This is a genomic window from Micromonospora sp. RP3T (genome assembly GCF_003027925.1).
Lineage (GTDB): Bacteria > Actinomycetota > Actinomycetes > Mycobacteriales > Micromonosporaceae > Micromonospora.
Genome location: NZ_PYPS01000013.1, coordinates 14731 through 39899, shown reverse-complemented (window position 1 = coordinate 39899; position 25169 = coordinate 14731). Strand labels below are relative to the sequence as shown.

Annotated in this window: 19 protein-coding genes; 2 read left to right on the top strand and 17 right to left on the bottom strand. The window is 73.8% G+C overall.

The window, feature by feature from the left end; translation table 11 throughout:
* Positions 1 to 27 precede the first annotated feature (27 nt).
* The 4 genes from C8054_RS12725 to C8054_RS12710 form a co-directional block, all read right to left on the bottom strand.
* Positions 28 to 255, bottom strand: a complete 228-nt coding sequence (locus C8054_RS12725) for an ATP synthase F0 subunit C (RefSeq protein ID WP_091422600.1) — start codon at positions 253 to 255, stop codon at positions 28 to 30.
* A 70-nt stretch (positions 256 to 325) separates the two neighbouring features.
* On the bottom strand, positions 326 to 1123 hold the full coding sequence (gene atpB, locus C8054_RS12720; RefSeq protein WP_107156992.1) for a F0F1 ATP synthase subunit A: 798 nt from the start codon (positions 1121 to 1123) through the stop codon (positions 326 to 328).
* An 11-nt stretch (positions 1124 to 1134) separates the two neighbouring features.
* Positions 1135 to 1371: an AtpZ/AtpI family protein gene (locus C8054_RS12715; RefSeq protein WP_107157102.1), complete on the bottom strand. Its 237-nt coding sequence runs from the start codon at positions 1369 to 1371 to the stop codon at positions 1135 to 1137.
* A gap of 175 nt (positions 1372 to 1546) precedes the next feature.
* Positions 1547 to 1978 (bottom strand): hypothetical protein, encoded by a 432-nt coding sequence (locus C8054_RS12710; RefSeq protein WP_107156991.1) that lies wholly within the window; start codon positions 1976 to 1978, stop codon positions 1547 to 1549.
* A gap of 87 nt (positions 1979 to 2065) precedes the next feature.
* Between C8054_RS12710 and C8054_RS12705 the strand changes: the two genes are divergently transcribed.
* The gene (locus C8054_RS12705) at positions 2066 to 3532 is read left to right on the top strand and encodes an SDR family oxidoreductase (protein WP_107156990.1); all 1467 of its coding nucleotides are present in this window, start codon (positions 2066 to 2068) and stop codon (positions 3530 to 3532) included.
* Between the two features lie 134 nt (positions 3533 to 3666).
* Here the strand turns inward: C8054_RS12705 and C8054_RS12700 are convergent, their stop codons facing one another.
* The 4 genes from C8054_RS12700 to prmC all read right to left on the bottom strand — a co-directional run bounded on the left by C8054_RS12700 (position 3667) and on the right by prmC (position 8037).
* Positions 3667 to 5778 (bottom strand): transglycosylase domain-containing protein, encoded by a 2112-nt coding sequence (locus C8054_RS12700; RefSeq protein ID WP_107156989.1) that lies wholly within the window; start codon positions 5776 to 5778, stop codon positions 3667 to 3669.
* Positions 5779 to 5890: 112 nt separating this feature from the next.
* Complete coding sequence (locus tag C8054_RS12695) at positions 5891 to 6502, bottom strand: phosphotyrosine protein phosphatase (RefSeq protein WP_107156988.1); 612 nt, start codon at positions 6500 to 6502, stop codon at positions 5891 to 5893.
* Positions 6503 to 7147, bottom strand: coding sequence for an L-threonylcarbamoyladenylate synthase (locus tag C8054_RS12690; protein ID WP_107156987.1), 645 nt, complete (start codon positions 7145 to 7147; stop codon positions 6503 to 6505).
* Positions 7147 to 8037 carry a peptide chain release factor N(5)-glutamine methyltransferase gene (gene prmC / locus C8054_RS12685; protein WP_107156986.1) on the bottom strand — a complete coding sequence of 297 codons (891 nt, stop codon included), beginning with the start codon at positions 8035 to 8037 and terminating at the stop codon, positions 7147 to 7149. The genes C8054_RS12690 and prmC overlap by 1 nt, the downstream gene beginning before the upstream one ends.
* A 130-nt stretch (positions 8038 to 8167) precedes the next feature.
* Between prmC and C8054_RS12680 the strand changes: the two genes are divergently transcribed.
* Complete coding sequence (locus C8054_RS12680; protein ID WP_107156985.1) at positions 8168 to 9721, top strand: diguanylate cyclase; 1554 nt, start codon at positions 8168 to 8170, stop codon at positions 9719 to 9721.
* A 67-nt stretch (positions 9722 to 9788) separates the two neighbouring features.
* Here C8054_RS12680 and prfA read toward each other — a convergent pair whose 3' ends face one another.
* The 9 genes from prfA to thrC form a co-directional block, all read right to left on the bottom strand.
* Positions 9789 to 10877 carry a peptide chain release factor 1 gene (gene prfA / locus C8054_RS12675; RefSeq protein WP_107156984.1) on the bottom strand — a complete coding sequence of 363 codons (1089 nt, stop codon included), beginning with the start codon at positions 10875 to 10877 and terminating at the stop codon, positions 9789 to 9791.
* Between the two features lie 89 nt (positions 10878 to 10966).
* Positions 10967 to 11191, bottom strand: coding sequence for a 50S ribosomal protein L31 (rpmE, locus tag C8054_RS12670; RefSeq protein ID WP_073828674.1), 225 nt, complete (start codon positions 11189 to 11191; stop codon positions 10967 to 10969).
* Positions 11192 to 11437: 246 nt separating this feature from the next.
* Positions 11438 to 14896, bottom strand: a complete 3459-nt coding sequence (locus C8054_RS12665; RefSeq protein ID WP_107156983.1) for a phosphodiester glycosidase family protein — start codon at positions 14894 to 14896, stop codon at positions 11438 to 11440.
* A gap of 141 nt (positions 14897 to 15037) precedes the next feature.
* Positions 15038 to 17218: a transcription termination factor Rho gene (gene rho, locus C8054_RS12660; protein ID WP_107156982.1), complete on the bottom strand. Its 2181-nt coding sequence runs from the start codon at positions 17216 to 17218 to the stop codon at positions 15038 to 15040.
* 339 nt (positions 17219 to 17557) lie between these two features.
* On the bottom strand, positions 17558 to 18460 hold the full coding sequence (gene thrB, locus C8054_RS12655) for a homoserine kinase (protein WP_107156981.1): 903 nt from the start codon (positions 18458 to 18460) through the stop codon (positions 17558 to 17560).
* A gap of 136 nt (positions 18461 to 18596) precedes the next feature.
* Positions 18597 to 19829 carry an MFS transporter gene (locus C8054_RS12650; RefSeq protein WP_107156980.1) on the bottom strand — a complete coding sequence of 411 codons (1233 nt, stop codon included), beginning with the start codon at positions 19827 to 19829 and terminating at the stop codon, positions 18597 to 18599.
* Positions 19830 to 19838: 9 nt separating this feature from the next.
* A complete protein-coding gene (locus C8054_RS12645; protein ID WP_107156979.1) occupies positions 19839 to 20660 on the bottom strand; it encodes a polysaccharide deacetylase family protein in 822 nt (273 codons plus the stop codon).
* 124 nt (positions 20661 to 20784) lie between these two features.
* A complete protein-coding gene (locus C8054_RS12640) occupies positions 20785 to 24027 on the bottom strand; it encodes an efflux RND transporter permease subunit (protein ID WP_107156978.1) in 3243 nt (1080 codons plus the stop codon).
* Positions 24028 to 24115: 88 nt separating this feature from the next.
* Positions 24116 to 25165: a threonine synthase gene (thrC, locus tag C8054_RS12635; protein ID WP_107156977.1), complete on the bottom strand. Its 1050-nt coding sequence runs from the start codon at positions 25163 to 25165 to the stop codon at positions 24116 to 24118.
* Positions 25166 to 25169 lie beyond the last annotated feature (4 nt).

Genomic DNA, 25169 nt, shown 5'->3' with positions numbered 1-25169 from the left:
GAAAACCTCCCGGTCAGCGGGGTTGGGTCAGCCGGCCCAGATGAAGCCGAACGCGATGCCCAGCAGCGCCAGGGCCTCGATGACGGCGAAGCCGATCCAGACGTACGGAAGGGTCATCCGGGACGACTCCGGCTGGCGGGCGGTCGACTGGATGTAGGCCGAGAAGACCAGGCCCACGCCGATGCCCGGGCCGATGGCCGCGAGACCGTAGCCGATGGCGGCGGTGCTGCCCTCTACCGCGGCGTAGATGTCCATTGGTTGGTTCCTCCTGGTTATCACGCGTGACTCTCACGCGGGACGACAACGGTTGGTGCGAAAGATCGGATCAGTGCTCGTCGGCGAGCGCGCCCTGCACGTAGCTGGCGGTCAGCACCGTGAAGACGTACGCCTGCAGACAGATCACCAGGAACTCGAGGAAGGTCAGCGCGATCGTCATCACCCAGGACAGCACCGAGACCGGCGCGAGCCAGACGTTGGCGCTGAGCATGGCGAAACCGCCGAGCGTGAAGACCAGCAGGAGCATGTGGCCGGCGAACATGTTCGCGAAGAGACGGACGGCGAGCGAGAACGGCCGGACGAGGAACGTCGAGAAGAACTCGATCGGGATCAGCAGCGGCAGGATGTACCACGGCGCCGGCGGGACCAGAGAGTTCTTGAAGTACTTCACGAAGCCGTGGTGCCGGATGCCGACGAAGTTGAACATCAGGTAGCTGATCACGGCGAGGATGGCCGGGAACGCGATGTGCGAGTTCGGCGAGATCTGGAAGAACGGCACGATCGCGAAGAAGTTCGTCAGCAGGATGAAGCAGAAGAGCGTGGTGAAGTACGGCGCGAACCGCACCCCCGCGTGCCCGATCATGTCCACCGCGATGTTGTTGCGGACGAAGCCGTAGATCGACTCGGCGAACCACTGCTTCTTGGTGGGGACGAGCTGCGGCTTCCGGTAGCTGACCAGGAAGAAGATGATCAAGATGCCGACGGCGACCCACACCATCGCCGTGATCTTGGTGAACCAGTACGAGTTCTCCGCACCCCAGGGCAGGATGCTGGGCAGGTAGAAGTCCCCCACGCTCGGTGGGAATTCCGCCTGGCCCTGAGCCAGGACGTTCGCCTGTCCGAACACCGCGTCCCTTCCTAAGTAGGCGTGCCCAGCCGGCGGACGACCAGGATGATGCCCCCGGCCATGCCGAGCACGACCCCGATGCCGGTGGCGACGCCGCCGGTATCGAGCCAACGGTCGACCAGCCAGCCGACGAAACCCCAGACGAGCATGCCCCCGATGAGGTATGAGAGCGCGGTCCAACCCTGACCGGCACCGGACGGAACGTCGCCCGAGCCGCCAGCGTTGGGGGGTTTCTGGTCACCGGCCATGACGGGGCGAACGATATCAGCAAGGCAGAAGAGGTTGTGCCTCACCCCCCGCACAACCTGGTTGTGTGGGACACGGGCGGGCGAAGTCGTCTGGAGGCACCGTACTCCTCCCGCGCCACTGAGAGAATGACCGATCGCGGACGCTGTGGCGCGTCGCCCGAAGGATGGGACGCCGTCAGCGGGCGGCCCGTCGCGCGTGGACGGTGGCGAGCCACCAGATGTGCACGCCGGTCCAGATCACCACGCCCGCCGCGAGGCCCAGGCAGAACGGGATCAGCCCCGGCCAGCCGGTGGAGGCGACCAGCACCAGCACGCCGCCGAGCGCGGTCATCTTGGCCACGTAGAGGCCCAGCCCGAACGGCAGCACGAGCTGCGGATCGCGGGCGTCGGCCCAGGCCAGCACCACGGTGGTGAGCGTGTAGCTGGCCGCCGTGACGGCCACCCCGCCGGCCGCGCCGAGCGCACCGTCCGCGCCGCGCCACACCCCGCCGGCCACCGCCGCCACCGCGGCCAGCACGGCCACCGCGGCCAGCAGGACGGGCAGGTGGCGCAGTCGCCACCCACGGTCCGCGACCGCCTCCGCCGCGCGCGTCCCCGACTCAGCCACGGGGGTACGCCGGGAACACCGTGGTCATCTGCCGCTCCCTCGCGTTCTCCACAGCGAAGGAGTCTACGGAGCCGCACACTGGAGCCCGTGAGATGCCTCGTCACCGGTGCCACCGGCTACATCGGCGGGCGCCTCGCGCCCCGCCTCCTGACCGAGGGGCACACCGTGCGCTGCCTGGCCCGTAAGGCCGGGCGGCTGCGCGACGTGCCCTGGGCCGCCGACGCGGAGATCGTCGAGGGCGACCTGCGCCGGCCGGAGACGCTGCCGGCCGCGTTCGAGGGCGTGGACGTCGCGTACTACCTGGTCCACTCGCTCGGCCAGCGTGGCTTCGAGGCGGCCGACCGGGAGGCGGCGACGAACTTCGCGGCGGCGGCGCGCGCCGCGGGCGTACGCCGGATCGTCTACCTCGGCGGGCCGGAGCCGGCGGAACGCGACGGCCTGCCCTCGGCGCACCTGCGCTCCCGGGCGGAGGTGGCCCACATCCTGCTCGACAGCGGCGTGCCGACCGCGGTGCTGCGGGCCGCGGTGATCATCGGCTCCGGTTCGGCCTCGTTCGAGATGCTGCGCTACCTCACCGAGCGGCTGCCGGCGATGATCACCCCCCGCTGGGTACGCAACCGGATCCAGCCCATCGCGGTCCGGGACGTGCTGCGCTACCTGGCCGGCTGCGTGCACCTGCCGCCCGAGGTGAACCGTGGCTTCGACATCGCCGGGCCGGACGTGCTGACGTTCGCGCAGATGATGCAGCGCTACGCCCGGGTGGCCGGGCTGCGGCCCCGGATCATCCTGCCGGTGCGCCCGCTCACCCCCGGGCTCTCCTCGCACTGGGTCGGTCTGATCACCCCGGTGCCGAACGCGATCGCCCGGCCGCTGGTGGAGAGCCTGATCCACGAGGCGGTGGCGCACGAGCACGACATCGCCCGGTACGTGCCCGACCCGCCCGACGGGCTGACCGGCTTCGACCAGGCGGTCGACCTGGCGCTGGCCAAGGTGCGCGACGCGGAGGTGGAGACGCGCTGGTCGACCGCGAGCGGGCCGGACGCGCCGGCCGAGCCGCTGCCCTCGGACCCGGACTGGTCCGGCGGCACCGCCTACACGGACCTGCGGGAACAGGCGGTGGACGCCCCTCCGGCGGCGCTGTGGCGGGTCATCGAGGGCGTCGGCGGCGAGCACGGCTGGTACTCGTTCCCGCTGGCCTGGTCCGTGCGCGGCTGGCTGGACCGGCTGGTCGGCGGCGTGGGGCTGCGCCGCGGCCGGCGCGACCCGCACCGGCTCCAGGTCGGCGAGGCGCTGGACTTCTGGCGGGTGGAGGAGATCGTCCCGGGCGAGCTGCTGCGGCTGCGCGCCGAGATGCGGCTGCCCGGTCGGGCCTGGCTGGAGATGCGCGCCGAGCCGGCCGAGGACGGCCACAGCCGCTACGTCCAGCGTGCCGTCTTCCTCCCGCACGGCCTGCCCGGCCACCTCTACTGGGCCTCGGTCGCCCCGTTCCACGCCGTCGTCTTCGGCGGCATGGCCCGCAACATCGCCCGCAACGCCGCCCACCCCACCCCCTGACACCCCTCCCCCACCCACCCCACCCACCCCCACGCCCTCGGCGCCCTGTTTCACGGAAAGAGTGGCTATTCCCGGCCGTTTGGCCACGCTTTCCGTGAAACAGCGCCCGAGAGGGTGGGGTGGGGTGGGGTGGGTCAGTTGCCGGTGCGGGGGGTGGTGTGCTGGAAGGCGACCGCCTCGCCCGGGGGGACGAAGTCGCGGACGGGCTGATCGCGTAGGGCCCAGGCGAGGATGCGGCCGACGGCGGCGATCTGCCGCTTCTGCACGCCGCCGCCGACCGCGTCGCGCGGGTCGTCCGGGTTCGCGGCGATGGTGGCCACCGCGAGCTGCGGGGTGAACGCGACAACGGTCTCCGTGGCGTTCCGCTCCGAACTGCCGGTCTTGCCGGCCAACGGACGGCGCAGACCCGGGGCCAGTTCCTCGGCCGTGCCGCCGGCACACCTGCGGTACATCGACTGGTCGCCCACCGGGCAGCGGCTGGCGTCGGCCGCCGCGCGGGCCACCTCGGTGTCCAGCACCTGCCGGCAGTCGGCGTCCCCGGCTGCCACCCGCCGGCCGGTCGCGTCCGTGATGGAGACGACCGGGGTGGGTCGGCACCAGGTCCCCTCGGCGGCCACCGTGGCGTACGCGTTGGCCAGGTCGAGCGGCGTGGTGGCGGAGACGCCGAGGGTGAACGGCCCCCAGTTCGCCGCCCCGTCCCGGGCCATCTTCGCGTCCTGCGGCGCGCGGAACGCGATGCCCAGCCGCTGGGCCATCTCGACCACCCGGTCCGCGCCGACCCGCTCGGTCAGCCAGGCGAAGTAGGTGTTCACCGAGCGGCCGAACGCGTCCCACATGTCGCGGTCGCCGTCCATCCAGTACGTGTTGGCGTTCGCCGGACACCACCGGCCGCCGCAACTGGCCGGGCCGCCGGAGATCGGGTACTTCGTGACGTACACCCGGGGGGCGTCGAACTCGGTGTCCAGCGGCAGCCCGGACTCCAGCGCGGCCAGCAGCGCGAACAGCTTGAACGTGGAGCCCGCCTGGTAGCCGGTGATGCCGCCGCCCCCGGCCACGAGCTGGTTGACCGTGTTCGGGTAGTTCTGCTGCCCGGCCGGGTTGTCGCCCACGCCGTAGCCGCGGTTGACCGCCATGGCCAGCACCCGTCCGGTGCCTGGCTGCACGACCGCGGTCGGCGCGGCCCGCGCGATCGTCTCCGGATAGATCGTCCGTACCTGCTCGCTCGCCTTGGCCTGCACGTCCGGGTCGAGCGAGGAGACGATCGACCAGCCGCCCCGGCGCAGCGTGCGCTGCCGTTCGTCGACGGTCTTGCCGAACGCCGGCTGGGCGTTCCACCACTGGGTGAACCAGTCGCAGAAGAAGCCCCAGTCGTTGTGGCCGGCCGGCACCGCGGTGCAGTCGTTCGGGGTGGCGCTGGGCTTGAGGGCCAGTTCGGTGTCCTTGGCCGCGGTCGCCTCCGCCGCGTTCACCCGACCGGTCTCCACCATCCGGTCCAGCACGTACGCCCGGCGGTCCAGCGCCGCCCCGGCGTCGCCGTTGATCGGGTCGTCGTGGTCCGGTGCCCGCACCAGTCCGGCGAGCAGCGCGGCCTGGGCGAGCGTGAGCCGGTCCGGCGTGGTCGAGAAGTAGCGCTTGCTGGCGGCGGCGATGCCGTACGCCCCGGCGCCGAAGTACGCGATGTTCAGGTAGCGCCCGAGGATCTCGTCCTTGCCGACCTGGCGTTCCAGCGTCAGCGCGTACCGCATCTCGCGGATCTTGCGGCCGGCGGTGATCTCGGTGGCGGCGGTCCGCTGCGCCTCGGTCAGCCGGGGATCACCGGCCAGCGCGTTGCGCACGTACTGCATGGTCAGCGTGGAGGCGCCCTGCCGGGTGCCCTCCGTGCGGTTGGCCGTCAACGCCCGCAGCACGCCCCGCACGTCGACGCCGTGGTGCTCGTAGAAGCGCACGTCCTCGGCGGCCACGATGGCGTCCCGCATCACCGGCGCCACCTCGCCGACCGGCACGTCCACCCGGTCCTCGACGTAGAACGAGGTGATCAGCGTGCGGCCGTCGTTGGCGTACAGGTTGGCGCGTTGCGCCGGCTGCGGCGCCCGGAGTGCCTCCGGCAGTTCGGTGTACGGCATCAGGTTCTTCACGCCCAGCCCGAGGACCAGCGCGGCCGGCAGCGCGGCGGCGGCCAGGGCCAGTCCGGCGAGCACGCCGGCGAGCAGCACGGTGAACAGCTTGTCGAGATGGGCGCGGTTCATCAGCTCTCCCCGCAGGAGCCGGCCGTACGGACCCGTCAAGAATGACCGGATTTGCCGTTTTTGCCGGCGCCTTCGACGAAATGCGCAGGAAGTTCGCGAGAAAGGATGAACCTCAGGGCAGCAACGCGGCAGCCAGCGGCTGGACCGTCTCCTCGATCTCGTCGGCCACCCGGCTGAAACACTGGTCGCCCCGGCCCCACGGGTCGTCCAGGTCGTCGGTGGGCAACGCCGGGTCGCCCCGGCGGGCCGCGTCGGCGGCGGCCACCAGCGCCATCCCCCGGGCGTGCACCGCCTCCGGCGTCGGCCCGGCGGGGGGCAGGGCGGACCGGTCCAGCCCACCCAGCAGCCGGCCGAACTCGCCCAGCACGAACGTGCGCCCGGCGGCGTCCGGTCGCAGCGCCACCACGTACTCCTGCTGGTCGGCGGTGGCGGTGAGCACCAGGTCGGCGGCGTCGATCAGGTCCGAGCGCAGCCGCCGCGCGGTGAACCCGGCCACGTCACCACCGCGCGCGGTCACCTGCCGCGCGGCCGGCGGGTTCATCTCCTCGTCGGCGTGCCAGCCGCCGGTGCCGGCGCTGTGGCTGTGCACCAGCGCGTCCGAGCCGGCCGGGTCGACGTCGAGCCGGGCCAGCCGCTCCCGCACGGCGAGCAGCAGCAGCCGCTCGGCCATCGGCGACCGGCAGATGTTGCCCATGCAGACGTGCAGGACGGTGAAGGGCGGCACTCAGACCCCCCGCTCGTCGAGGAGCTCCGGCGCCACCTCGCGCAGCTTCGCCACCGACACCGCGCCCTGGCGCAGCACCCGCGGCACCTCGCCGGTCACGTCGACGATGGTGCTCGGCACCGGGTCCACCGCCGGCCCGGCCTCGAGGTACGCCCGGACGCCGTAACCGAGCTGGTCGCGGGCCTCCTCGGCGGTCAGCGCGGCGGGCTGGCCGACCTTGTTGGCCGAGGCGACCGCCATCGGACCGGTCTCCCGCAGCACCTCCAACGCGACCGGGTGCAGCGGCATCCGCACCGCCACCGTGCCGCTGGTGTCGCCGAGGTCCCAGGCCAGGCTCGGCGAGTGCTCCACCACGATCGTCAACGCGCCCGGCCAGAACGCCTCGACCAGGTCGCGGGCCACCTGGGGCAGCGAGAAGACCAGGCCGTCGAGGGTGTGCCGGGAGCCGATCAGCACCGGCGGCGCCTGCCGGGTGCCGCCCTTGGTGTCCGCCAGGGCCTTCACCGCGTACGGCGTGAACGCGTCCGCCCCGATGCCGTAGACCGTGTCGGTCGGCAGGACGACGAGTTCACCGTTCTTGACGGCCTCGATGGCAGCGGCGATGCCGCGGTCCCGGTCGGCGGGCGACCGACAGTCGTAGAGCATCACGAGGAGTCAGTCTGCCACGCCGCGCCGGGGTCGGCGTGTCGGCCGTCCGCCCGCCGGGACGCGGTCGCCCAGCGGGGCCGCCCGGCCAGGTCCCGGTGCTCCGCCACGTGCTCGTACCGGCCGTCGGCGGCGAGCAGGGCCGGCACCGCCGTGGCGTGCGTGTCGTCGTGCTCGACACCGATCACCCCGCCCGGACGCAGCAGCGTCGCGGCGCGGGCCACGACCGGCCGGATCACGTCCAGCCCGTCCGCGCCGCCGAACACCGCCTCGTCCGGGTCGTGGCCGGCCACCTCCGGCGGCACGGTCACCGCGCGCGGCACGTACGGCGGGTTGCAGAGCAGCACGTCGACGCGGCCGGCCAGGTCCGCCAGCAGCTCCGGGTCGGTGACGTCGGCGACCACCACCTCGACCGGCCGGTCCCCCGCGCCGGCCCGCCCGGCCGCGTTGCGCCGCAGCCAGGCCAGCGCGGCCGGGGAGCGTTCCACCGCCACCACCCGGGCCGCCGGCACCTCCTGGGCGACCGCGAGCGCGATCGCGCCGGAGCCGCTGCACAGGTCCACCACGAGCGGCGCGGCGAGCCGCCGGGCCACCTCGACCCCCCAACCGGCGAGCAGTTCGGTCTCCGGGCGGGGCACGAACACCCCCGGCCCGACCGCCAGCTCCAGGTGCCGGAAACCGGCCGCGCCGGTGAGGTGCTGCAACGGCTCCCGGGCCACCCGCCGGTCGAGCAGCGCGGCCAGGCGGTCACGTTGGACCGCGGTGAACCCGTCGGCCAGCGCCAGCCGGCCGCGCGGCACCCCCAGCACGTACGCGGCCAACTGCTCGGCCTCCGCCCGCGGTGCCGCCACGCCGGCGGCGGCCAGCGTCCGGGCCGCTCGGGCGATCATCGGCGAGACGCGTTCGCGTTCTGTCCCTTCGGACGGGTGTTGCGGGAGTGTGCTCACGCAATAATCATGAAGCGTCGCGGGTCGCCACACGAGCGGGTGCGTCCGGGCGCACACGTCAGGGAGGTCGCGAGTGGGCTGGCTCGACCAGGTCGAGGACCAGGTTGACGCCCTCCGACGTGCCCGGGCGTTGCAGGAGGCGAGCCGCTCCGCCGAGGCGTGCGTGCTGCTCGAACGCGTGATCCGCACCACCGACGACCCGTACGCCCGCGCCGACGCGCTGGTGCAACGCCTGTCCGCGCTGATCAATCTCGGTCGGACCGCCGAGTTCACCAGGGCCGTCGAGGACGCCTCGGCCGCCGTGCGCGACCTGGCCGAGCCCTACCTGCACGGGCACCTCAACGCGCTGGCCGCGCTCGCCGCCCACCACCAGGGCGCGCTCGACCGGTGCGTGATGCACCTGGTCCGGGCCGCCCGCGCGCTCGGCGCCGACGACACACCGGACCGGGACACCGCCTGGGGCTGGCACGACCTGGCGATGGCGTACTCGTACCTCAGCTTCCACGGCCACGCGCTCGGCGCGATCGAACGCGCGCGCGAGGTCGGACTGGGCGCGGGCATCCCGGAGGAGACGTTCGCCGCGCCGGGGATCCGGCTGCGCAACGCGGTGGCGCTGGACCACAACGGCGACAGCGACGGCTGCCTGCGGGTGCTGCGCGACGTGGCCGGCGACCTGGCCCGGTTCCTGCGCGGCGGGCGGGCCGCCAACCTGCGCCCCAGCAGCCTCGCCGCGTACGGGTACGCCGCCGCCCGCCGGGCCGCGCTCGGCGACCGGGTGGAGTCCGCCGGGGACGCCGACCCGAACCGCCTGCTCGGCCACGGCGGGGACAGCGCCCGCGCCCGCGACCTGCGCCAGCTCGGCCAGGTCTGCCTGGCGGTCGCCGCCGGCCGGCCGATCGAGGGGGTCACCCGGCTGGACGCGATCCGGGTCTCCGACGAGACGCTCGGCGCCGCCGAACAGCCCCGGCTGCGCAGCATCGCGCTGGCCCGGGCCGGCGACCACGCCGGCGCGCACCGCGCGGACCGGCACGCGTTCCGGCTGGCCGCCCGGCGCAGCGACCGCCTGCGGGACGTCTACATCGACGGCATCGCCGCCCGGATCGACCACGAGGAGATGCGCCGCGAGGCCGCCCGGTACGAGGGCGAGGCGCTCACCGACCCGCTCACCGGCCTGCCCAACCGCCGCCGGCTGGAGCGCTACCTCGGCGCGGTGGTGTCCCGGGGCGAGCGGGTGGTGATCGGCGTCTGCGACCTCGACGGGTTCAAGGCGGTCAACACCCGGCACGGGCACCACTCCGGCGACCTGGTGCTGCAACGGGTCGCCGGCGTGATCAACCGGGTGATGCGGCGGGGCGACTTCGTGGCCCGCTACGGCGGCGACGAGTTCGTCGTGGTGCTGCCGGACACCGTCATGCCGGAGGCGGTCGAGGTGGCCCGGCGGATCGAGGCGGCCGTGCGCACCGAGGACTGGGACACCCTGGTCCCGGGCACCCCGGTCGGGGTGACCATCGGGTTCGCGGAGGTCGACGGCAGCACCACGATCAGCGTCCGGGAGGCGCTGGGCGCCGCGTTCGAGCTGGCCGACCGGGAGATGCTGCGCGCGAAGGACCGCCTCCGCGCCAGCTGAGGGGGTAAGGCGGGGCCCCCTGTTAACGCCTTCGGTAGAGGAAGGGCCCCCTTTTAACAGCGCTCCCTCAGCGGCGGGACAGTTCGGTCTCGCCGGCCAGCCGGGCCGCCCGGTCCGCCTCGGTCAGCGCGTCGAGCACCCCGTCCAGCTCGCCGGCCAGCGCCAGGTCGAGGTTGTACGCGGTGTAGCCGATCCGGTGGTCGGTGATCCGGTTCTGCGGGAAGTTGTAGGTGCGGATCCGCTCCGACCGGTCCACGGTGCGGACCTGCGCCTTGCGGGCGTCCGAGGCGGCGGCGTCGGCCTGCTCCTGGGCCGCGGCGAGCAGCCGGGCGCGCAGGATCCGCATCGCCTGCTCGCGGTTCTGGAGCTGCGACTTCTCGTTCTGGCAGGACACCACGATGCCGGTCGGCACGTGGGTGATCCGGACCGCCGAGTCGGTGGTGTTTACCGACTGGCCACCGGGCCCGGACGAGCGGAACACGTCGATCCGCAGCTCGTTCGCGTCGATGGTGACGTCCACGTCCTCCGCCTCGGGCAGCACCAGCACGCCGGCCGCGCTGGTGTGGATCCGGCCCTGCGACTCGGTCACCGGGACGCGCTGCACCCGGTGCACGCCGCCCTCCCACTTGAGCCGGGACCAGACGCCGTTGCCGCCCTCGGGCACGCCCTTGGTCTTGATCGCCAGCGAGACGTCCTTCACCCCGCCGAGGTCGGAGTCCTGGGCGTCGATCACCTCGGTGGTCCAGCCCCGACGCTCGGCGTACCTGGTGTACATCCGCAGCAGGTCACCGGCGAACAACGCCGACTCCTCACCGCCCTCGCCGGCCTTGATCTCGACGATCACGTCCTTCGCGTCGTGCGGGTCACGCGGGATGAGCAGTTCGGCGAGCCGTTCCTCGAGCGCCGGCAGGGTGGCCGCGATGGTGTCCGCCTCGGCGGCGAACGCCGGGTCCTCGGCGGCCAGCTCGCGGGCGGCGACCAGGTCGGCACGGGCCTGTTCCAGCTCGCCGGCCGCCTTGTGCAGCGGCACCAGCTCGGCGTACCGCCGGCCGACCCGCCGGGCGGTGCCCTGGTCGGCGTGGATGGCCGGGTCGGCCAGCCGCTTCTCCAGGTCGGCGTACTCGTCGAGGAGGGCGGCCAGGCGCTCACTGCTCATGCTGCGGATGCTCCTTCAGAAGACGCCGGGTGGAAACGGACGAACGCCCGTGTCCGGCACGGGGCCGGACACGGGCGTCGTCGACGGAGCTACTTGGCCTTCTTGGCCTGAACCTTGGCGTACTTCTGCTGGAACTTCGCGACCCGACCGGCGGTGTCCAGCACGCGCTGCTTACCGGTGTAGAACGGGTGGCAGGCGCTGCAGGTCTCGACGCTGATGGCGCCGCCCTTGGCGGTGCTGCGGGTCGTGAACGTGTTGCCGCAGGAGCAGCGGACCTCGGTGGTCGCGTACTCCGGGTGGATGTTGGGCTTCATGTCGCCTCGGTCCTTTCGTGGGTGGTCGCCGGGTCGCCGTCGGTGTGCCCCGTCGTGGTGACGGGCTCGGGCGTGAACCGGAACCGGTGGCCGATTGACCAGTGTGCCATGGGCGTCGGCCGGCCGGCACAGCAGGTCCGCCCGCCACAACGCCCGACCACCTCCCCGCATTCCCGCCCACCCCCGGGGCATGCGCGCCCCGCCGGCCGGGCTCCTCCCCCAGGACGAGGAGCCCGGCCGGGGGACCTACGCGGCGGGGCGCGCCTGCGCCGCCGCGGTGGTGGTCACCGTGGCCTCGGCGCGGACGCCGTTGACGGTGACCGTGAGCAGGATCCGTGCACCGGCACGTAGCGCGGTGAGCTGACCGGTCGACGGGTCGAACCGGGCCACGTGCCACGGGCGTACCCCGGTCGCGCCGCCGACGTGCAGGTTGGGCGAGCCCGCCCAGTCGGCGCTCACCGGCGGCCCCACCGGCACCTGCCGGCCGCCGGGCTGGGTGAGCGTGGCGACGACAGCCGCGGGGGCGCCGAGGCGCACCTGGGTCGGCGCGTCCAGCGCGAGCCGGTCGACGTGGGCGTGCGTCTCCGCGGCCACCCACTCCGGCCCCTCGGCGAGCGGGTCACGGCGGGCCCGCTCCGCCTCCCGTGCGGTGACCGGGTCCACCCCGAACTCGGTCCAGCCGGTGAAACCGCCCTGCCCGGCCGGGGTGGACGGGTCCTTGCCCGCGTTCCCGTTGATCACGTACGGGACGCCGTCCACCCGGTCGGCGTGGAACGTGCCGACGTGCCCGTTGACCATCACCGCGCCCTTTCCGGTGCGGTGCTGGAAGTCGGCCAGCCACTGCTCGACGAGCGCGGCCTCCTTCCGGTCCCCCAGTTGGCTGGCCTTGACCGGGCCCGGGTCGCGCGGCGGGTGGTGGAACAGCACCGCCACCGAGCCGACGGCTCGGTCGGCAGCCGCCTCGTCGAGCGTCCGGCGCAGCAGTTCCACCTGGTCGAAGCCGCCCCCGCGCAGCGAGCCGCTGGCCGTGCTCAGGGTGAGGAACCGGGTGCCCCGGTGGTCGAAGACACGCGTGGTGTCCCCGAACACGCTGCGGAAGTTGTCGATCGGGGCGCCCATGATCTCGTGGTTGCCCGGCACGTAGTGGTAGGGCACCTCGCCGCCCAGCTCCTCGTCCAGGATCCGCTTGGCCAGCGCGAAGTCCGCCGGGTACGCGGTGTCCACGAAGTCGCCGTCGATGATCAGGAAGTCCGGCCGGGCGGCGCGGACCTCGCGCAGCGTACGGCGGGCCTGGGCGACCAGCTCGCTGTCCGGGTCGGCGGCGACGAACTGGGCGTCGGAGAGCACCGCGAAGCGCCAGGGCGCGCCGTCGACGGTGCCGTCGCGCAGCACCACCCGGTCGGTGCGGTTCGGCTCCGGCGGGGCCTGCACGTCCGGCGGCACCCGGGCCACCAGGTCGTCGATCACCACCTCGCTGCGGTACTGCTTCGCCGGGTCGGTCTCGGCCACGTAGAACCGGCGCACCCGCACCGGGTACTGCACGCCGGGCGGCACCGCGAACTCGACGTACTTCCAGCCGGTCCAGTCCAGGTACGGGCCGCGCAGCACGAACTGGGTGTCCTGCGCGTCGTGCAGGTGCAGGCTCGGCCACTCGCCGGTGCCGTTCGCCCTGATCCACATCCCGAACGCCTGCGGCTGGCCGGGCACGTCGATCCAGGCCGGCGGGTCGGCGTACGCGGCCCGGGTGCCGGTGGACTGGCTGAAGTCGTACGACATCTTCAGGCCGGTGCCGGTGTGCCCGTCCGCCGGGGCGACCGCGCCGGCGGCCCGGGCCTGACTGAACCGCCAGGACGCGGCGTCGTCGAAGCCGGCCACCGGCACGTCGGTCAGCCCGACCGTCACCGGCAGCACCGTGCGGTGCCCGCCGACTAGGGCGGTGACCAGCGCCGAGCCGGACCCGCCGAGCGCCGTCACGGACAGGTTGCCGTCGGCGGTGGGGGTGACGGAGAGCAGGTCGTGGTCGTACTCCAGCGTCAGGTCGGCCGGCTCGATCGGCGCGGTGTTGCCCTCGGCGTCGTAGCCGACCACGCCGAACAGGCCGGTGTCGCCGGCCCCGTCGAGGCCGACCCGGTCGACGGTGGCGTCGATCCGCGCCAGTGGGCCGAGCACGGTCAGGTCGAGCGTGCCCCGGGCCCGCCCGCGCGCGGCGGTGACGGTGCTCCGGCCGGGGCTGCCGGCCCGGAAGATGCCGTCGCCGTCCACCCGGCCGTGGGTGGCGCGCCAGCGCGGCTCGCCGGCCGCCGGCCCGTACGTCTCGTCGTGACCGGCGGCGGTGAGCCGGCGGGTGAGGCCCGGGAAGACCCGGTCCGGCCGGCCGCCGCGAACCGGGGCGACGCCCGGCGCGGCGGTCGGGTCGCTCGCGGTCTCCAGCCAGTACCCGGTGAGCCGGCCGCTGCCCTTCGGCGCGTAGACGGCCAGCCCGTTCGGCACCGGCCGCTCGCTGCCGTCGGAGGGGCTGTTCTCCACCTGGACGGCCGCCGCGCCGGGCTCCCGGGCCAGCAGCGTGGAGGAGCCGCCGCCGTCGAGGTTGAGCGCGTTCGCGGCACCCAGCTCGACCATCATCCGGCCCATCTCGGTCTGGGTGACACCACGGCTGTCCACCTGCCGGCCGTCCACCGTCAGCATGATCATCCGACGTCCGTCGGCGGAGAAGCCGACCGACGTACGCGGGGCCAGCGACTGGTCGGCGATGCTCTGCACCACGCCGTCCCGGACCAGCACGTTCCCGCCGCCCACCGCGGCGCGCAGGTCGCCGCCGTCGGAGGCGCGCGGACGCCAGGACAGGTCCACCGCGTCGCCGGGACGCAACGCGGCGAGCGCGTCCGCCCCGGCCTCCCGGCCGAGCAGCACCGTGCTGCCGGCCGGGATCGGCCCCTCCCCCGCCGTGGTGGCGACCGTGGCCACCCGCCCGCCGGTCACCGTCACCTCGACCACCCGCGCCGCGCCGTCCACCGCGCGCTGCCGGGGGTACGCGCCCCAGAGCGGCGTGAACACGCCCACGCCGTCGCGCTGCACCATGTTGTTGAACTGGGTCAGCGGCACCGGGCCGGCGGGCAGCGCGGCGGTGCCCTCGAAGCCGACCTCGACCACCCGGCCGATGCCGCCGGCGCTGATGCCGACCGCGTTGGGGTGCCCGGTGACCGGCGACTGCACCAGCTCGCCGGAACGGATGCCGACGCCCTGGGCGGCACCGGAGTTGTTGATGTCGAAGAAGTCGCCGTTCACGGCCGCCACGGCGCGGGACCGGTCCACCGCCGCCCGCAGCGGCTCGTCCCGGGTGACCGCGCCGGAGTTGACGTAGTCCACTGTCAGCCCGCCGGACAGGTCGGCGGTGAGCGCGTCGGCCCGCAGCCAGCCGGCGGCGTCGTACCTGTCGAAGGAGGTCAGGTCGAGACCGGGCGCGACCGGCCGGGTGGTCTTCGCGGTCTCCAGGCCACCGGCGGGTTCCACCGCGGCCAGCGTGACCGCCGACTCGGGTCGGGAGGAGGCGGCCGGCGCGTCCTCGGCCGCCGTGCCAGTGGGGGTCGCCGCGGCCGGGGTCGACGGGGTGGCCGCCGCCGCCGACGGCATCGGCGCGGTGAGGGTGAGCAGCGGCGTCAGCAGCAGGACGCCGGCGGAACGGATGGATCGACTGCGTAGTCGCATGGACGACAGTCAACCCGACCCTGAACAGAAGTTTCAATACCTCGCGGCTGAACCGTAGAAAAACTTCAGCAGGCCCGGGGGTCACGTACGCGAACGAGGGGCACGGCCGGTGGCCGTGCCCCTCGTCGTCGGTCCGTCAGGTCACTCGCCCGGAGTGGACTTCGCGATCTGCATCAGGAACTCGATGTTGGTACGGGACTGCTTGAGCCGGTCCAGCAGCAGGTCGAGCGCGGCCTGCGAGTCCAGCGAGTGCAGCACCTTGCGGAGCTTGTGGATGATCGCCAACTCCTCCGGCGCGAGCAGGACCTCTTCCTTGCGCGTACCGGTGGGGTTGATGTCGATCGCCGGGAAGACGCGCTTGTCGGCGATCTTCCGGTCCAGCTTCAGCTCGGCGTTGCCGGTGCCCTTGAACTCCTCGAAGATGACCGTGTCCGCCATGGACCCGGTCTCCACCAGCGCCGTGGCGATGATGGTCAGCGAGCCGCCGTTCTCGATGTTGCGGGCCGCGCCGAGGAAGCGCTTCGGCGGGTAGAGCGCGGTGGAGTCGATACCACCCGACATGATCCGGCCGCTGGCCGGCGCCGCCAGGTTGTACGACCGACCCAGCCGGGTCACCGAGTCGAGCAGCACGACCACGTCGTGCCCCAGCTCGACCAGACGCTTCGCCCGCTCGATCGCCAGCTCAGCCACCGTGGTGTGGTCCTGCGGCGGACGGTCGAACGTGGCCGCGATGACCTCGCCCTTGATCGACCGCTGCATGTCGGTGACCTCTTCGGGCCGCTCGTCCACCAGCACCACCATCAGGTGGCACTCCGGGTTGTTGCGAGTGATCGCGTTCGCGATCGCCTGCAACACCATCGTCTTACCCGCCTTGGGCGGCGACTGGATGAGCGCCCGCTGACCCTTGCCGATCGGCATGACCAGGTCGATGACCCGGGTGGTCAGGATGTGCGGCTCGGTCTCCAGCCGCAGCCGCTCCTGCGGGTAGAGCGGGGTGAGCTTGTAGAACTCCGGCCGGCGCTTCGCCTCGTCCGGCTCCATGCCGTTGATGGTGTCCAGCCGGACCAGCGGGTTGTACTTGTCGCGCCGCTGCTCGCCGTCCCGGGCCGCCCGCACCGCGCCGGTGATGGCGTCACCGCGGCGCAGGCCGTACTTCTTGATCTGGGACATCGAGACGTACACGTCGTTCGGGCCGGCCAGGTAGCCGGTGGTCCGGACGAAGGCGTAGTTGTCGAGCACGTCGATGATGCCGGCCACCGGGACGAGCACGTCGTCCTCGCCGACCTGCGGCTCGCGGACGGCACCGCCGTCGCCGTTCTCGCCCCGCTCGCCGCGGCCACGCCGACGGTCCCGGAACCGGCTGCGCCGGCCCCGCCGGCCGCCGCCCTCGTCGTCGTCGTCGTTGTCGCGGTTGTCGCGGTTGTCCCGCTCGGCGCGCTGCCCCCGGTCGTTGCGGTCGCTCCGGTCGCCCCGCTCGGCACGCTCGCCCCGGTCGTTGCGGTCACCCCGGTCACCCCGGTCGTTGCGCTCGCCCCGGTCGTTGCGCTCGCCCCGGTCGTTGCGCTCGCCCCGCTCGGCACGCTCGCCCCGGTCGGCACGCTCGTTGCGGTCGCCCCGGTCGTTGCGGTCGCCCCGCTCGGCACGCTCGCCCCGGTCGTTGCGGTCGGTGCGCTCGCCCCGGTCATTGCGGTCGGTGCGCTCGCCCCGGTCGTTGCGGTCGCCCCGGTCGCGGCCCCGGCCTTCGGCACGCTCGTCGCGCTCGCCGCCGCCATCGGCACGCTCGCCGCCACGCTCGGTCCGCTCGGCACCCCGCTCGGTCCGCTCGCCGCCGCGCTCGGCACGCTCGGTACCGCGCTCGGCACGCTCGCCGGTCTCGGCGGGCGCCTCCACCGCGGGTGCCTCGGCCGGACGCGCCTCGGTGGCCGCGGTGGCGGTCCGGGTACGGCGGCCACGGGTGCGGCCCTCGGTCGCCTCGGCGGCCGGCGCCTGCTCGGCGGGACGACGCCCGGTCTCGGCCCGCTCCTCACGGACCTCGGCGTGCACCTCCTCGCGTGCGGGAGCCGCCGCGGCCGCTACCTCGGCCCGCGGTCGAGGGGTACCGGCGGCGGCGCCGCCCTGCCGCTCGGTGATCGCACTGATCAGCTCGCCCTTGCGCATGCGAGCCGTACCAGAGATGCCGAGCGACGCGGCCAGGCTCTGGAGCTCCGGCAGCAGCATCGCCGACAGGCCGGTGCCGCTACGCCGACGGCGCGTGGGGGCGGCGGTGGTGGCATCGCCAGCGACGTTGGAAACATCCGACGTCACGTCGGTGGTGTCGCTCAATGGATTCCTTCCCTCGATAGGCCGGGGCTGCCCGGGGTCGTGGAACCAGGTGGCCGGGCGGCCTCGGTGCACCCGCCTCGCATGGACGCGTCGCGGGAGTCTGTAACACAGCAGCAGGGCGGTCTCCCGACTCACCAACCTCGGTGAGCAGGTCTCGCCGTCTGCGGCGACCTGCGGAAACTGCGGTGCGGCGTGGGCCTTGGGCAGGGGTGGCGGGCTGACCGCCGAGAGCTTCGGGGGTGCGCCGAACCGCAGGAAGATCGCATGCTTCGCGGCTGTGCTCGGTCTAGAGGGTAATCAACTCTTCCGACCTGCGGCAACAGGGTCCCGCTCGGCGTGTCAAAGTGTACCCCGGAAAACCCGGGCTCCGCTGACATCTGTCGGCAACTCCCACCTGCGCCATTCTGTTCCCAGCTCGAAGCCCGCCGGCACGTCGGAGAGCGCCAGCACGGTCGGGCCCGCCCCACTGATCACGGCAGCCACACCCGCCGCACGCAGCGCGGCGACCAGCCGCGCGCTGGCCGGCATCCCCGGGGCCCGCTGCTCCTGGTGCAGGCGGTCGACGGTGGCCGGCAGCAGCAGCGCCGGGTCGACGGTCAGCGCGTGCACCAGCAGCGCGGCCCGACCCGCGTTGGCCGCGGCGTCGGCGTGCGGCACGGAGGCCGGCAGGGCGGCCCGGGCCGCCGCGGTCAGGCCCCGCTCGGCCGGCACGAAGACGGTGGGCCGGACGGCGGACGCCACCGGCAGCGAGACCGCCCGGGCGCCGGACGGCTCCGTCCAGGCGATCGTGAAGCCGCCGAGCAGGCACGGGGCCACGTTGTCCGGATGCCCCTCCAGCTCCGCCGCCAGGCGCAGCGCGGCCGCGTCGTCCAGCCGCTGCCCGCCGTCGACCACCAGCGCGCGGGCCGCCAGCACCCCGGCCACGATGGCCGCCGAGGACGAACCGAGACCGCGGGCCTGCGGGATCCGGTTGACGCACTCCAGCGCCAGGCCGGCGGGCTGCGCGCCCAGCACGTCGAACGCGGCCCGCATGGCGGTCACCACCAGGTGCCGGTCGTCCGCCGGCAGCTCACCGGCGCCCTCGCCGGTGACCGCCACCCGGACGCCGCCGCCGGTCACCTCGGCCGTCACGTCGTCGTGCCGGCCGAGGGCCAGCCCGAGCGCGTCGAAACCGGGGCCGAGATTGGCGCTGGTCGCGGGCACCCGGACCCGGACCGGACCGGAGGCGAAAGTCGTCGGCACCGGCTCATGCTAGGGCCTGGCACCGACACCGCGGCGGACCGCCCGCAGCGTGGGACCGCCGGACGGGCCGCCCGTCCCGCCCTACCCGTTCGCCGCCGTGGAACGCCAGCATCACGCCGGCCGGCAGCACCCCCGGTCAACCGGCCGGCGGCCGCGCCGGGTCGGTGAGCGACAGGCGCCGGGTGGCGAACCGCCAGCCGATCGCGTAGACCACGGTGACCAGGCCGCAGCCGGCCAGCACGGTGCGCTCGTCCACCCGGTCCACCACCAGCGCCACCACCAGTTGGCTGAGCGCGATGGCCAGCGTGGCGAGCATCATGTCGGTGGCGAAGACCCGGCCGCGCAGCCGGTCCGGCACCTCGCCCTGGAGCGCGTAGTTGGACAGCACCCAGTTGCTGCCGCCCCCGAGGTGGGCCAGGAAGACCAGCACCAGCACCAGCGGGAACCAGGACACCGCCGAGGCCCCCAGGTAGGCCAGCCCGTACGTGGACATGGAGAGCGCCAGGCCGGTGAGCAGCCAGGCCCGGTTGCTGAGCACCCGGCGCATCAGGATCGGGCCGACCAGCGCGCCGGCGCCCCGGGCGGCGAACAGCAGACCGGCGCCGACCGCCCCGACCCCGTACACGCCGGCCAGCAGCGGGAAGACGGTCAGCACGCCGTTGCCCAGGCCGACCGCCGACTTCACCGTCACCAGGGCGAGCACGCGCGGCCGGCGGGCGATGTAGCCGAGCGCCTCGCGGATCGCCGCCGAGGGGCGCGGCACGCCCGCCGCCGGGTCCCGGGGCGCCTGGAGGGGCCGCCGGATCAGCGCGGCCAACGCCGCCGCCCCGGCCAGGCCCGCCGCGGCCACCCAGAAGCAGGCGTACGGGCCGGCGGCGGCGCTCAGGATGCCGCCGAGCGAGGCGCCGACCACCGCCATCGTGCCCCAGGCCGAGCCGGCGACCGCGTTGGCCGCCGCCAGGTCCACCGGATCGACCACGTTGGGCAGCGCGGCCTGGGCGGCCGGCGAGTAGAACGCCTTCGCCACGGCCACCACCGCGATGGCCAGCAGCGCCAGCCAGGCGGTCCCGGCGCCGCGCACACCGAGCAGCAGCAGAATGCCGGCGAACGCGGCCACGTTGGCCGCCATCATCACCTTGCGGCGGTCGAACCGGTCGGCGACGGTGCCCGCGTACGGGAGCAGCAGGGCGGTGGTGCCGGTGTCCACGGCCAGCACCAGCGCGCCCCAGATCCCGCTGCCGGTCAACTCCGGCAGCAGCACGAGCAGCGGCACCATGACGAACCAGTCGGCGCCGAAGACCACCAGCTCGGCGAGGAACAGGTGGCGGAAGTCGCGGTTGCGGACGAGGACCGAGAGGGTGGGTGACACGCCGGCACCCTATCGGGCGGCTCCCGGGGCGGTGGTGCGACGCAGCAGGTCGGAAACGGTGACGAACGCGTAGCCCCGGGCCCGCAGCCCGGCGATCATGTCGGGCAGGCCGCGGAGCGCGACCAGCCGCCGCTCATCGCCGACGTCGTGACCGAGCAGGATGGTGCCGGGTCGCACGTCGGCCACGATGCGCCGGGCGTGTCCGGCCGGGTCGTGCGGGAACTCGCTCTCCACCATCTGGAGTGTCCAGAGCACCAGCCGGTAGTCCAGTTGGGCCGCCGCGTACAGCACCGCCCCGCCCAGGTGCCCCCAGGGCGGGCGGAGCAGCCGGGGCGCCGAGCCGGTGGCCGCGGTGATCGCGTCGTGGCTGCGGCGCAGGTCGTCGTGGACCGTCGCGGCGTCCATCCGGGCCAGGTCGTGGTGCGCCCAACTGTGGTTGCCCACCTCGTGGCCGCCCATCCGGCCGCGCACCAGCGCGGCGTGCCGGCGGGCCCGCTCACCGACCAGGAAGAACGTGGCCGGCACCCGGTGCTCGGCCAGCGTGTCCAGCACCATCGGCGTCCACTGTGGGCGTGGCCCGTCGTCGAACGTCAGCGCCACCAGCGGCTCACCGGTGCGGACACCCCACACCACCTGCACGCCGCCCCCGCCGACGTCCTGGCGGCGGTTGCCGAGCGTCGCGCTGGCCGGGCCGCCGGCCAGCGGCAGCCGGCGGTCGGCCACCCACGTGCTCTCCAGTGTCGCGGCGGAACCCAGCGCGGCGCCGCCGAGCAGCAGCGCCGACCGGCGCAGCAGCGCTCGGCGACCCCACCGACCCCTGCCGTCCGCCATCGCGCCCCCGCACCCAAAGTAGGCACCAGCTCACCGAGCGTACCGCTCAGCGAGGCTTTGCCGGGGGGAGGTGTTAGGCGGGGGCCCCGCTTATGCAGAAAGCGTTAAGCGGGGCCCCCGCCTTTCACTCGGTGGGGGGAAGCGGGGAACGGCGGCTCTTCGGCAGCCGGAGCACCTCGAACTGGTCCGTGCCGTCGACCAGCGCCCCGGACGGGCGGGCCGGCGGCTCGGTCGGACCCTCCCCGCCGCCGACGGTCACCGGCGCGGGGGCCTCGGCCCGCTCGGCCGGCTCGGTCGGGACGGTCGGCTCCGGCACGCCCCGGCGGTGGTCCCGGCGGTCCCGGACCGAGCCCTTGGTGCGCTCGACCATGGTGTAGAGCGTCGGCACCAGGACCAGCGTCAGCAGCGTCGAGCTGAGCAGACCGCCGATCACCACGATCGCCAGCGGCTTCGAGATGAACCCGCCCTCACCGGTCAGCCCGAACGCCATCGGCAGCAGCGCGAACACGGTGGCGACCGCGGTCATCAGAATCGGTCGCAGTCGGCGCCGGCCGCCTTCGACCACCGCCTCGGTGACGCCCATGCCCTGTGCCCGGTACTGGTTGATCAGGTCGAGCAGCACGATCGCGTTGGTCACCACGATGCCGACCAGCATGAGCACGCCGATCAGCGCCGGCACGCCCAGCGGCGTCCCGGTGGCCAGCAACAGCGCGATCGCGCCGGTCGCCGCGAACGGCACCGAGATCAGCAGGATCAGCGCCTGGGTCAGGCTGCGGAACGTGGCCACCATGATCAGGAAGACGATCGCGATGGCGGCCAGCACCGCCAGGCCGAGGTCCGCGAACGCGTCCGCCTGGTCGGCGCTCACCCCGCCGATGACGTACGTGGCACCCGGTACGTCCAGCGCGTCCAGCTTCTTCTGGAGCTCGGCCGTGGTGGCGCCGAGGTTCGAGCCGGTGGCCGTGCCGGTCACCGAGACGCTGCGCTCGCCGTCGATCCGGGTCACCTGCTGCGGCCCGTCGACCTGGTTGACGTCGGCGATCGCGTCCAACGGCACCGGGCCCACCCGCAGCGCCCGCAGCTCCGCCACGCTCAGCGGCGGCTTCGCCCCGCTGCTCAGCACCACGTCCTGTGCCGTGCCGTCCAGCGTGACCTGGCCCAGCGGCGCCCCCCGGTACGTCTGCGCGACGAGCTGCCCGACGGCCGCCTCGGTGAGACCCGCGCGGGCCGCGGCGACCCGGTCCACCGTCACCTCGACCCGGGGCACCCGGGTGGCCAGGCCGCTGGTGACGTCCTCGACGCCGGAGGTGCGGGCCATCGCGGCCCGGACCTCCTCCGCCGCCCGGGTCAGCGTCTCCTGGTCGGCGGCCTGCACCACCACCTCGACCTGGTTGGCCGAGGCGTCCTGCCCGCCGCCGAAGGTCAGCTCGCCGACCTCCGGGCCGAGCGCGTCGAACTCCTTGCGCAGCGTCTCCCGCACCGCCTTGGCGTCGGTGTCGCCGGAGAGCGCCAGCGACCAGGAGGCGCTGTCACTGCCGCCGCCCCCGGCCCACGGGTTGTCCCCGCCACCGGCGCTGACCTGGTAGGTCTCCACGCCCGGCGTACGCTTCAGCACCTCCTCGACCCGGGCGGCGGCCCGGTCGGTGCCGGTGAGCCCGGTGCCGGCCGGCATCTCCTGCCGGATGGCCAGGGTGTCCTGGCCGGAGTCGTCCAGGAAGTTGGTCTCCAGTTTCTGCGCCAGGCCGAACGTGCCCAGCAGCACCAGCAGGCCGAGCGCCACGGTGGCCCACCGGCTCTTCCTCGACCGGGTGGCGAAGCCGATCACCGGCAGGTACGCCCGCTGGAGCGGGCTGCGCAGCTCCTTCTCCTCGGCGGCGCGACGGGCGGCCTCGTCGTCCGCGCCGCGACGCGGCCGGAGGAACCAGTACGCCAGCACCGGGATCACGGTCAGCGACACCAGCAGCGAGGCGAGCAGGGCCACCGTCACGGTGATCGCGAACGGCGCGAAGAGCTGCCCGACGAAGCCACCGACCAGGGCGATCGGCGCGAAGACGGCGACCGTGGTCAGCGTGGAGGCGGTGACCGCGCCGGCCACCTCGCGGACCGCGGCCAGGATCGCGGCGCGTTTCTCCTCGCCGTACTCCAGGTGCCGTTTGATGTTCTCCAGCACCACGATGGAGTCGTCCACCACCCGGCCGACCGCGATGGTCAACGCGCCCAGCGTGAGCAGGTTCAGCGAGTAGTCACCGGCCCAGAGCACGAGCAGCGCGACCAGCACCGACAGCGGGATGGAGACCGCGGTGACCACGGTGGACCGGACGGAGAGCAGGAAGACCAGGATCACCACCACGGCCATCAGCAGGCCGAGCAGGCCCTCGGTGGTGAGACTCTCGATGGACCGCTCGACGAACGGGGCCTGGTCGAAGACCACTGTCAGCTCCGCGCCGGAGGCGGTCTGCAACTCGGCCAGCCGGTCGCGGATGTCGTGCGAGATGCCGACCGCGTTGCCGTCCGGGCTGGCGGTCACCGCGATGCCCAGGCTCGGCTTGCCGTTGGTGCGGGTGAACGACGTCGCCGGGGCGAGCTGCTGCTCCACCCTCGCCACGTCACCGAGGCGCACCGGCGCGGCCGGTGCGGTGGTGAGCACGATGCCCCGCAGGTCGTCCACCGTACGGATCGGCGTGCCGACCTGCACCGGCAGCGACCGGTCGCCGTCGGCAAGCGCGCCGGCCGGCACCGCCACGCCGTTCGACTTCAGCGCCGACGCGATGGCGGTCGGGGCCACCCGGGCCGCGGCCAGCTTCGCCGGGTCGGGCGTGATCGCCACCACCTGGTCGCGGGCGCCGGTGACGTCCACCGAACGGACGCCGTCCAGCCCTTCCAGCTCCGGCACCACGGTGGCGCGCAGCTTCTCGGCCAGCGCCCGCTCGTCGCCGTCGCCGGTCGCGGCGACCACCACCGCGGGCAGGTCGTCGGTGCTGCCGGCGATCACCTGCGGGTCGACGCCCTCCGGGAGCCGCGCCCGGTTGATCGCGGTCTCCATCTTGTTGACCACGTCGTCCAGGTCGGTGCCGAACTCGTACTGCACCTGGACGGTGGCCGCGCCCTCGCGCGAGGTGGAGGTGACCTTCTCCAGCCCCGGGATGCCCTGGAGGCTGTTCTCGATCGGCTCGGCGACCTGGGACTCGACGATCTCGGGGGCGGCGCCCGGGTAGGGCGCCACGATGAACGCCGCGGGGAATTCCAGCGAGGGCAACAGCTGCTGCTTCAGCGACGGCACGGCGAACGCGCCGAACGCCGCGGTCACCAACGCGATCAGGGCGATCAGGCCCCGGTTGGCAAGACTGAATCTGGCGAGCAACGACATGGGCGTTGGTCACTCCTGGGAAGGGGTCTGCGGGGTGCCTTGAGTCTGCCGCACCCGGTCCCGCTCCCCATCTGCGGGGCGGGTGGGTTCAGGCCAGGTCGAGGGAGCGGGCGGCGGCGAGGGCGTCGTTGGCGATGGTCACCGGCGCCGGGGCGGTCGAGATGGCCCACTCCGGGTCCTTCAGGCCGTGGCCGGTGACCGTGCACACCACCCGCGACCCGGCCGGCACCTGGCCGGCGGCGGCCTGCTGGAGCAGGCCGGCCACGCTGGCCGCGCTGCCCAGCTCGACGAAGACGCCCACCTCGCGGGCCAGCAGGCGGTACGCCGAGAGGATCTCCCGGTCGGTGACCGAGGAGATCAGCCCACCGGAGGCGTCCCGCGCGTCGACCGCCTTCGTCCAGCTCGCCGGGTTGCCGATCCGGATGGCGGTGGCGATGGTCGACGGCTCGGGCACCACCTGGCCGGTGACGATCGGGGCCGCGCCGGCCGCCTGGAAGCCGAACATCCGGGGGGCCTTCGTGGCGTTGCCGTCGTGCAGGTCCTCGGAGTAGCCCATCCAGTAGGCGGTGATGTTGCCGGCGTTGCCGACCGGCAGGCAGTGGATGTCCGGCGCGTCACCGAGCGCCTCGACGATCTCGAAGGCGGCCGTCTTCTGGCCGTGCAGCCGGTACACGTTCACGGAGTTGACAAGCGCGACCGGGTAGTCCTGGGCGAGCTTGCCGGCCAGCGCCAGGCAGTCGTCGAAGTTGCCCTGCACCTGGAGCAGCTTCGCGCCGTGCACCAGCGCCTGGGCCAGCTTGCCCAGCGCGATCTTGCCCTGCGGCACCAGCACGGCGCAGGTGATCCCGGCGCGGGCCGCGTACGCGGCGGCCGACGCGCTGGTGTTGCCGGTGGAGGCGCAGATGATCGCCTTGTCGCCGTCCTCGACCGCCTTGGAGACCGCGAGCGTCATCCCCCGGTCCTTGAACGAGCCGGTCGGGTTCGCGCCCTCGACCTTGAGCCACACGTCCGCGCCGACCCGGGCGGAGAGCACCGGGGCCGGCAGCAGCGGCGTGTTCCCCTCGTGCAGCGTGACGACCGGAGTGGCGTCGGTGATCGGCAGCCGGTTCCGGTACGCCTCGATCAGCCCTCGCCACATGTCG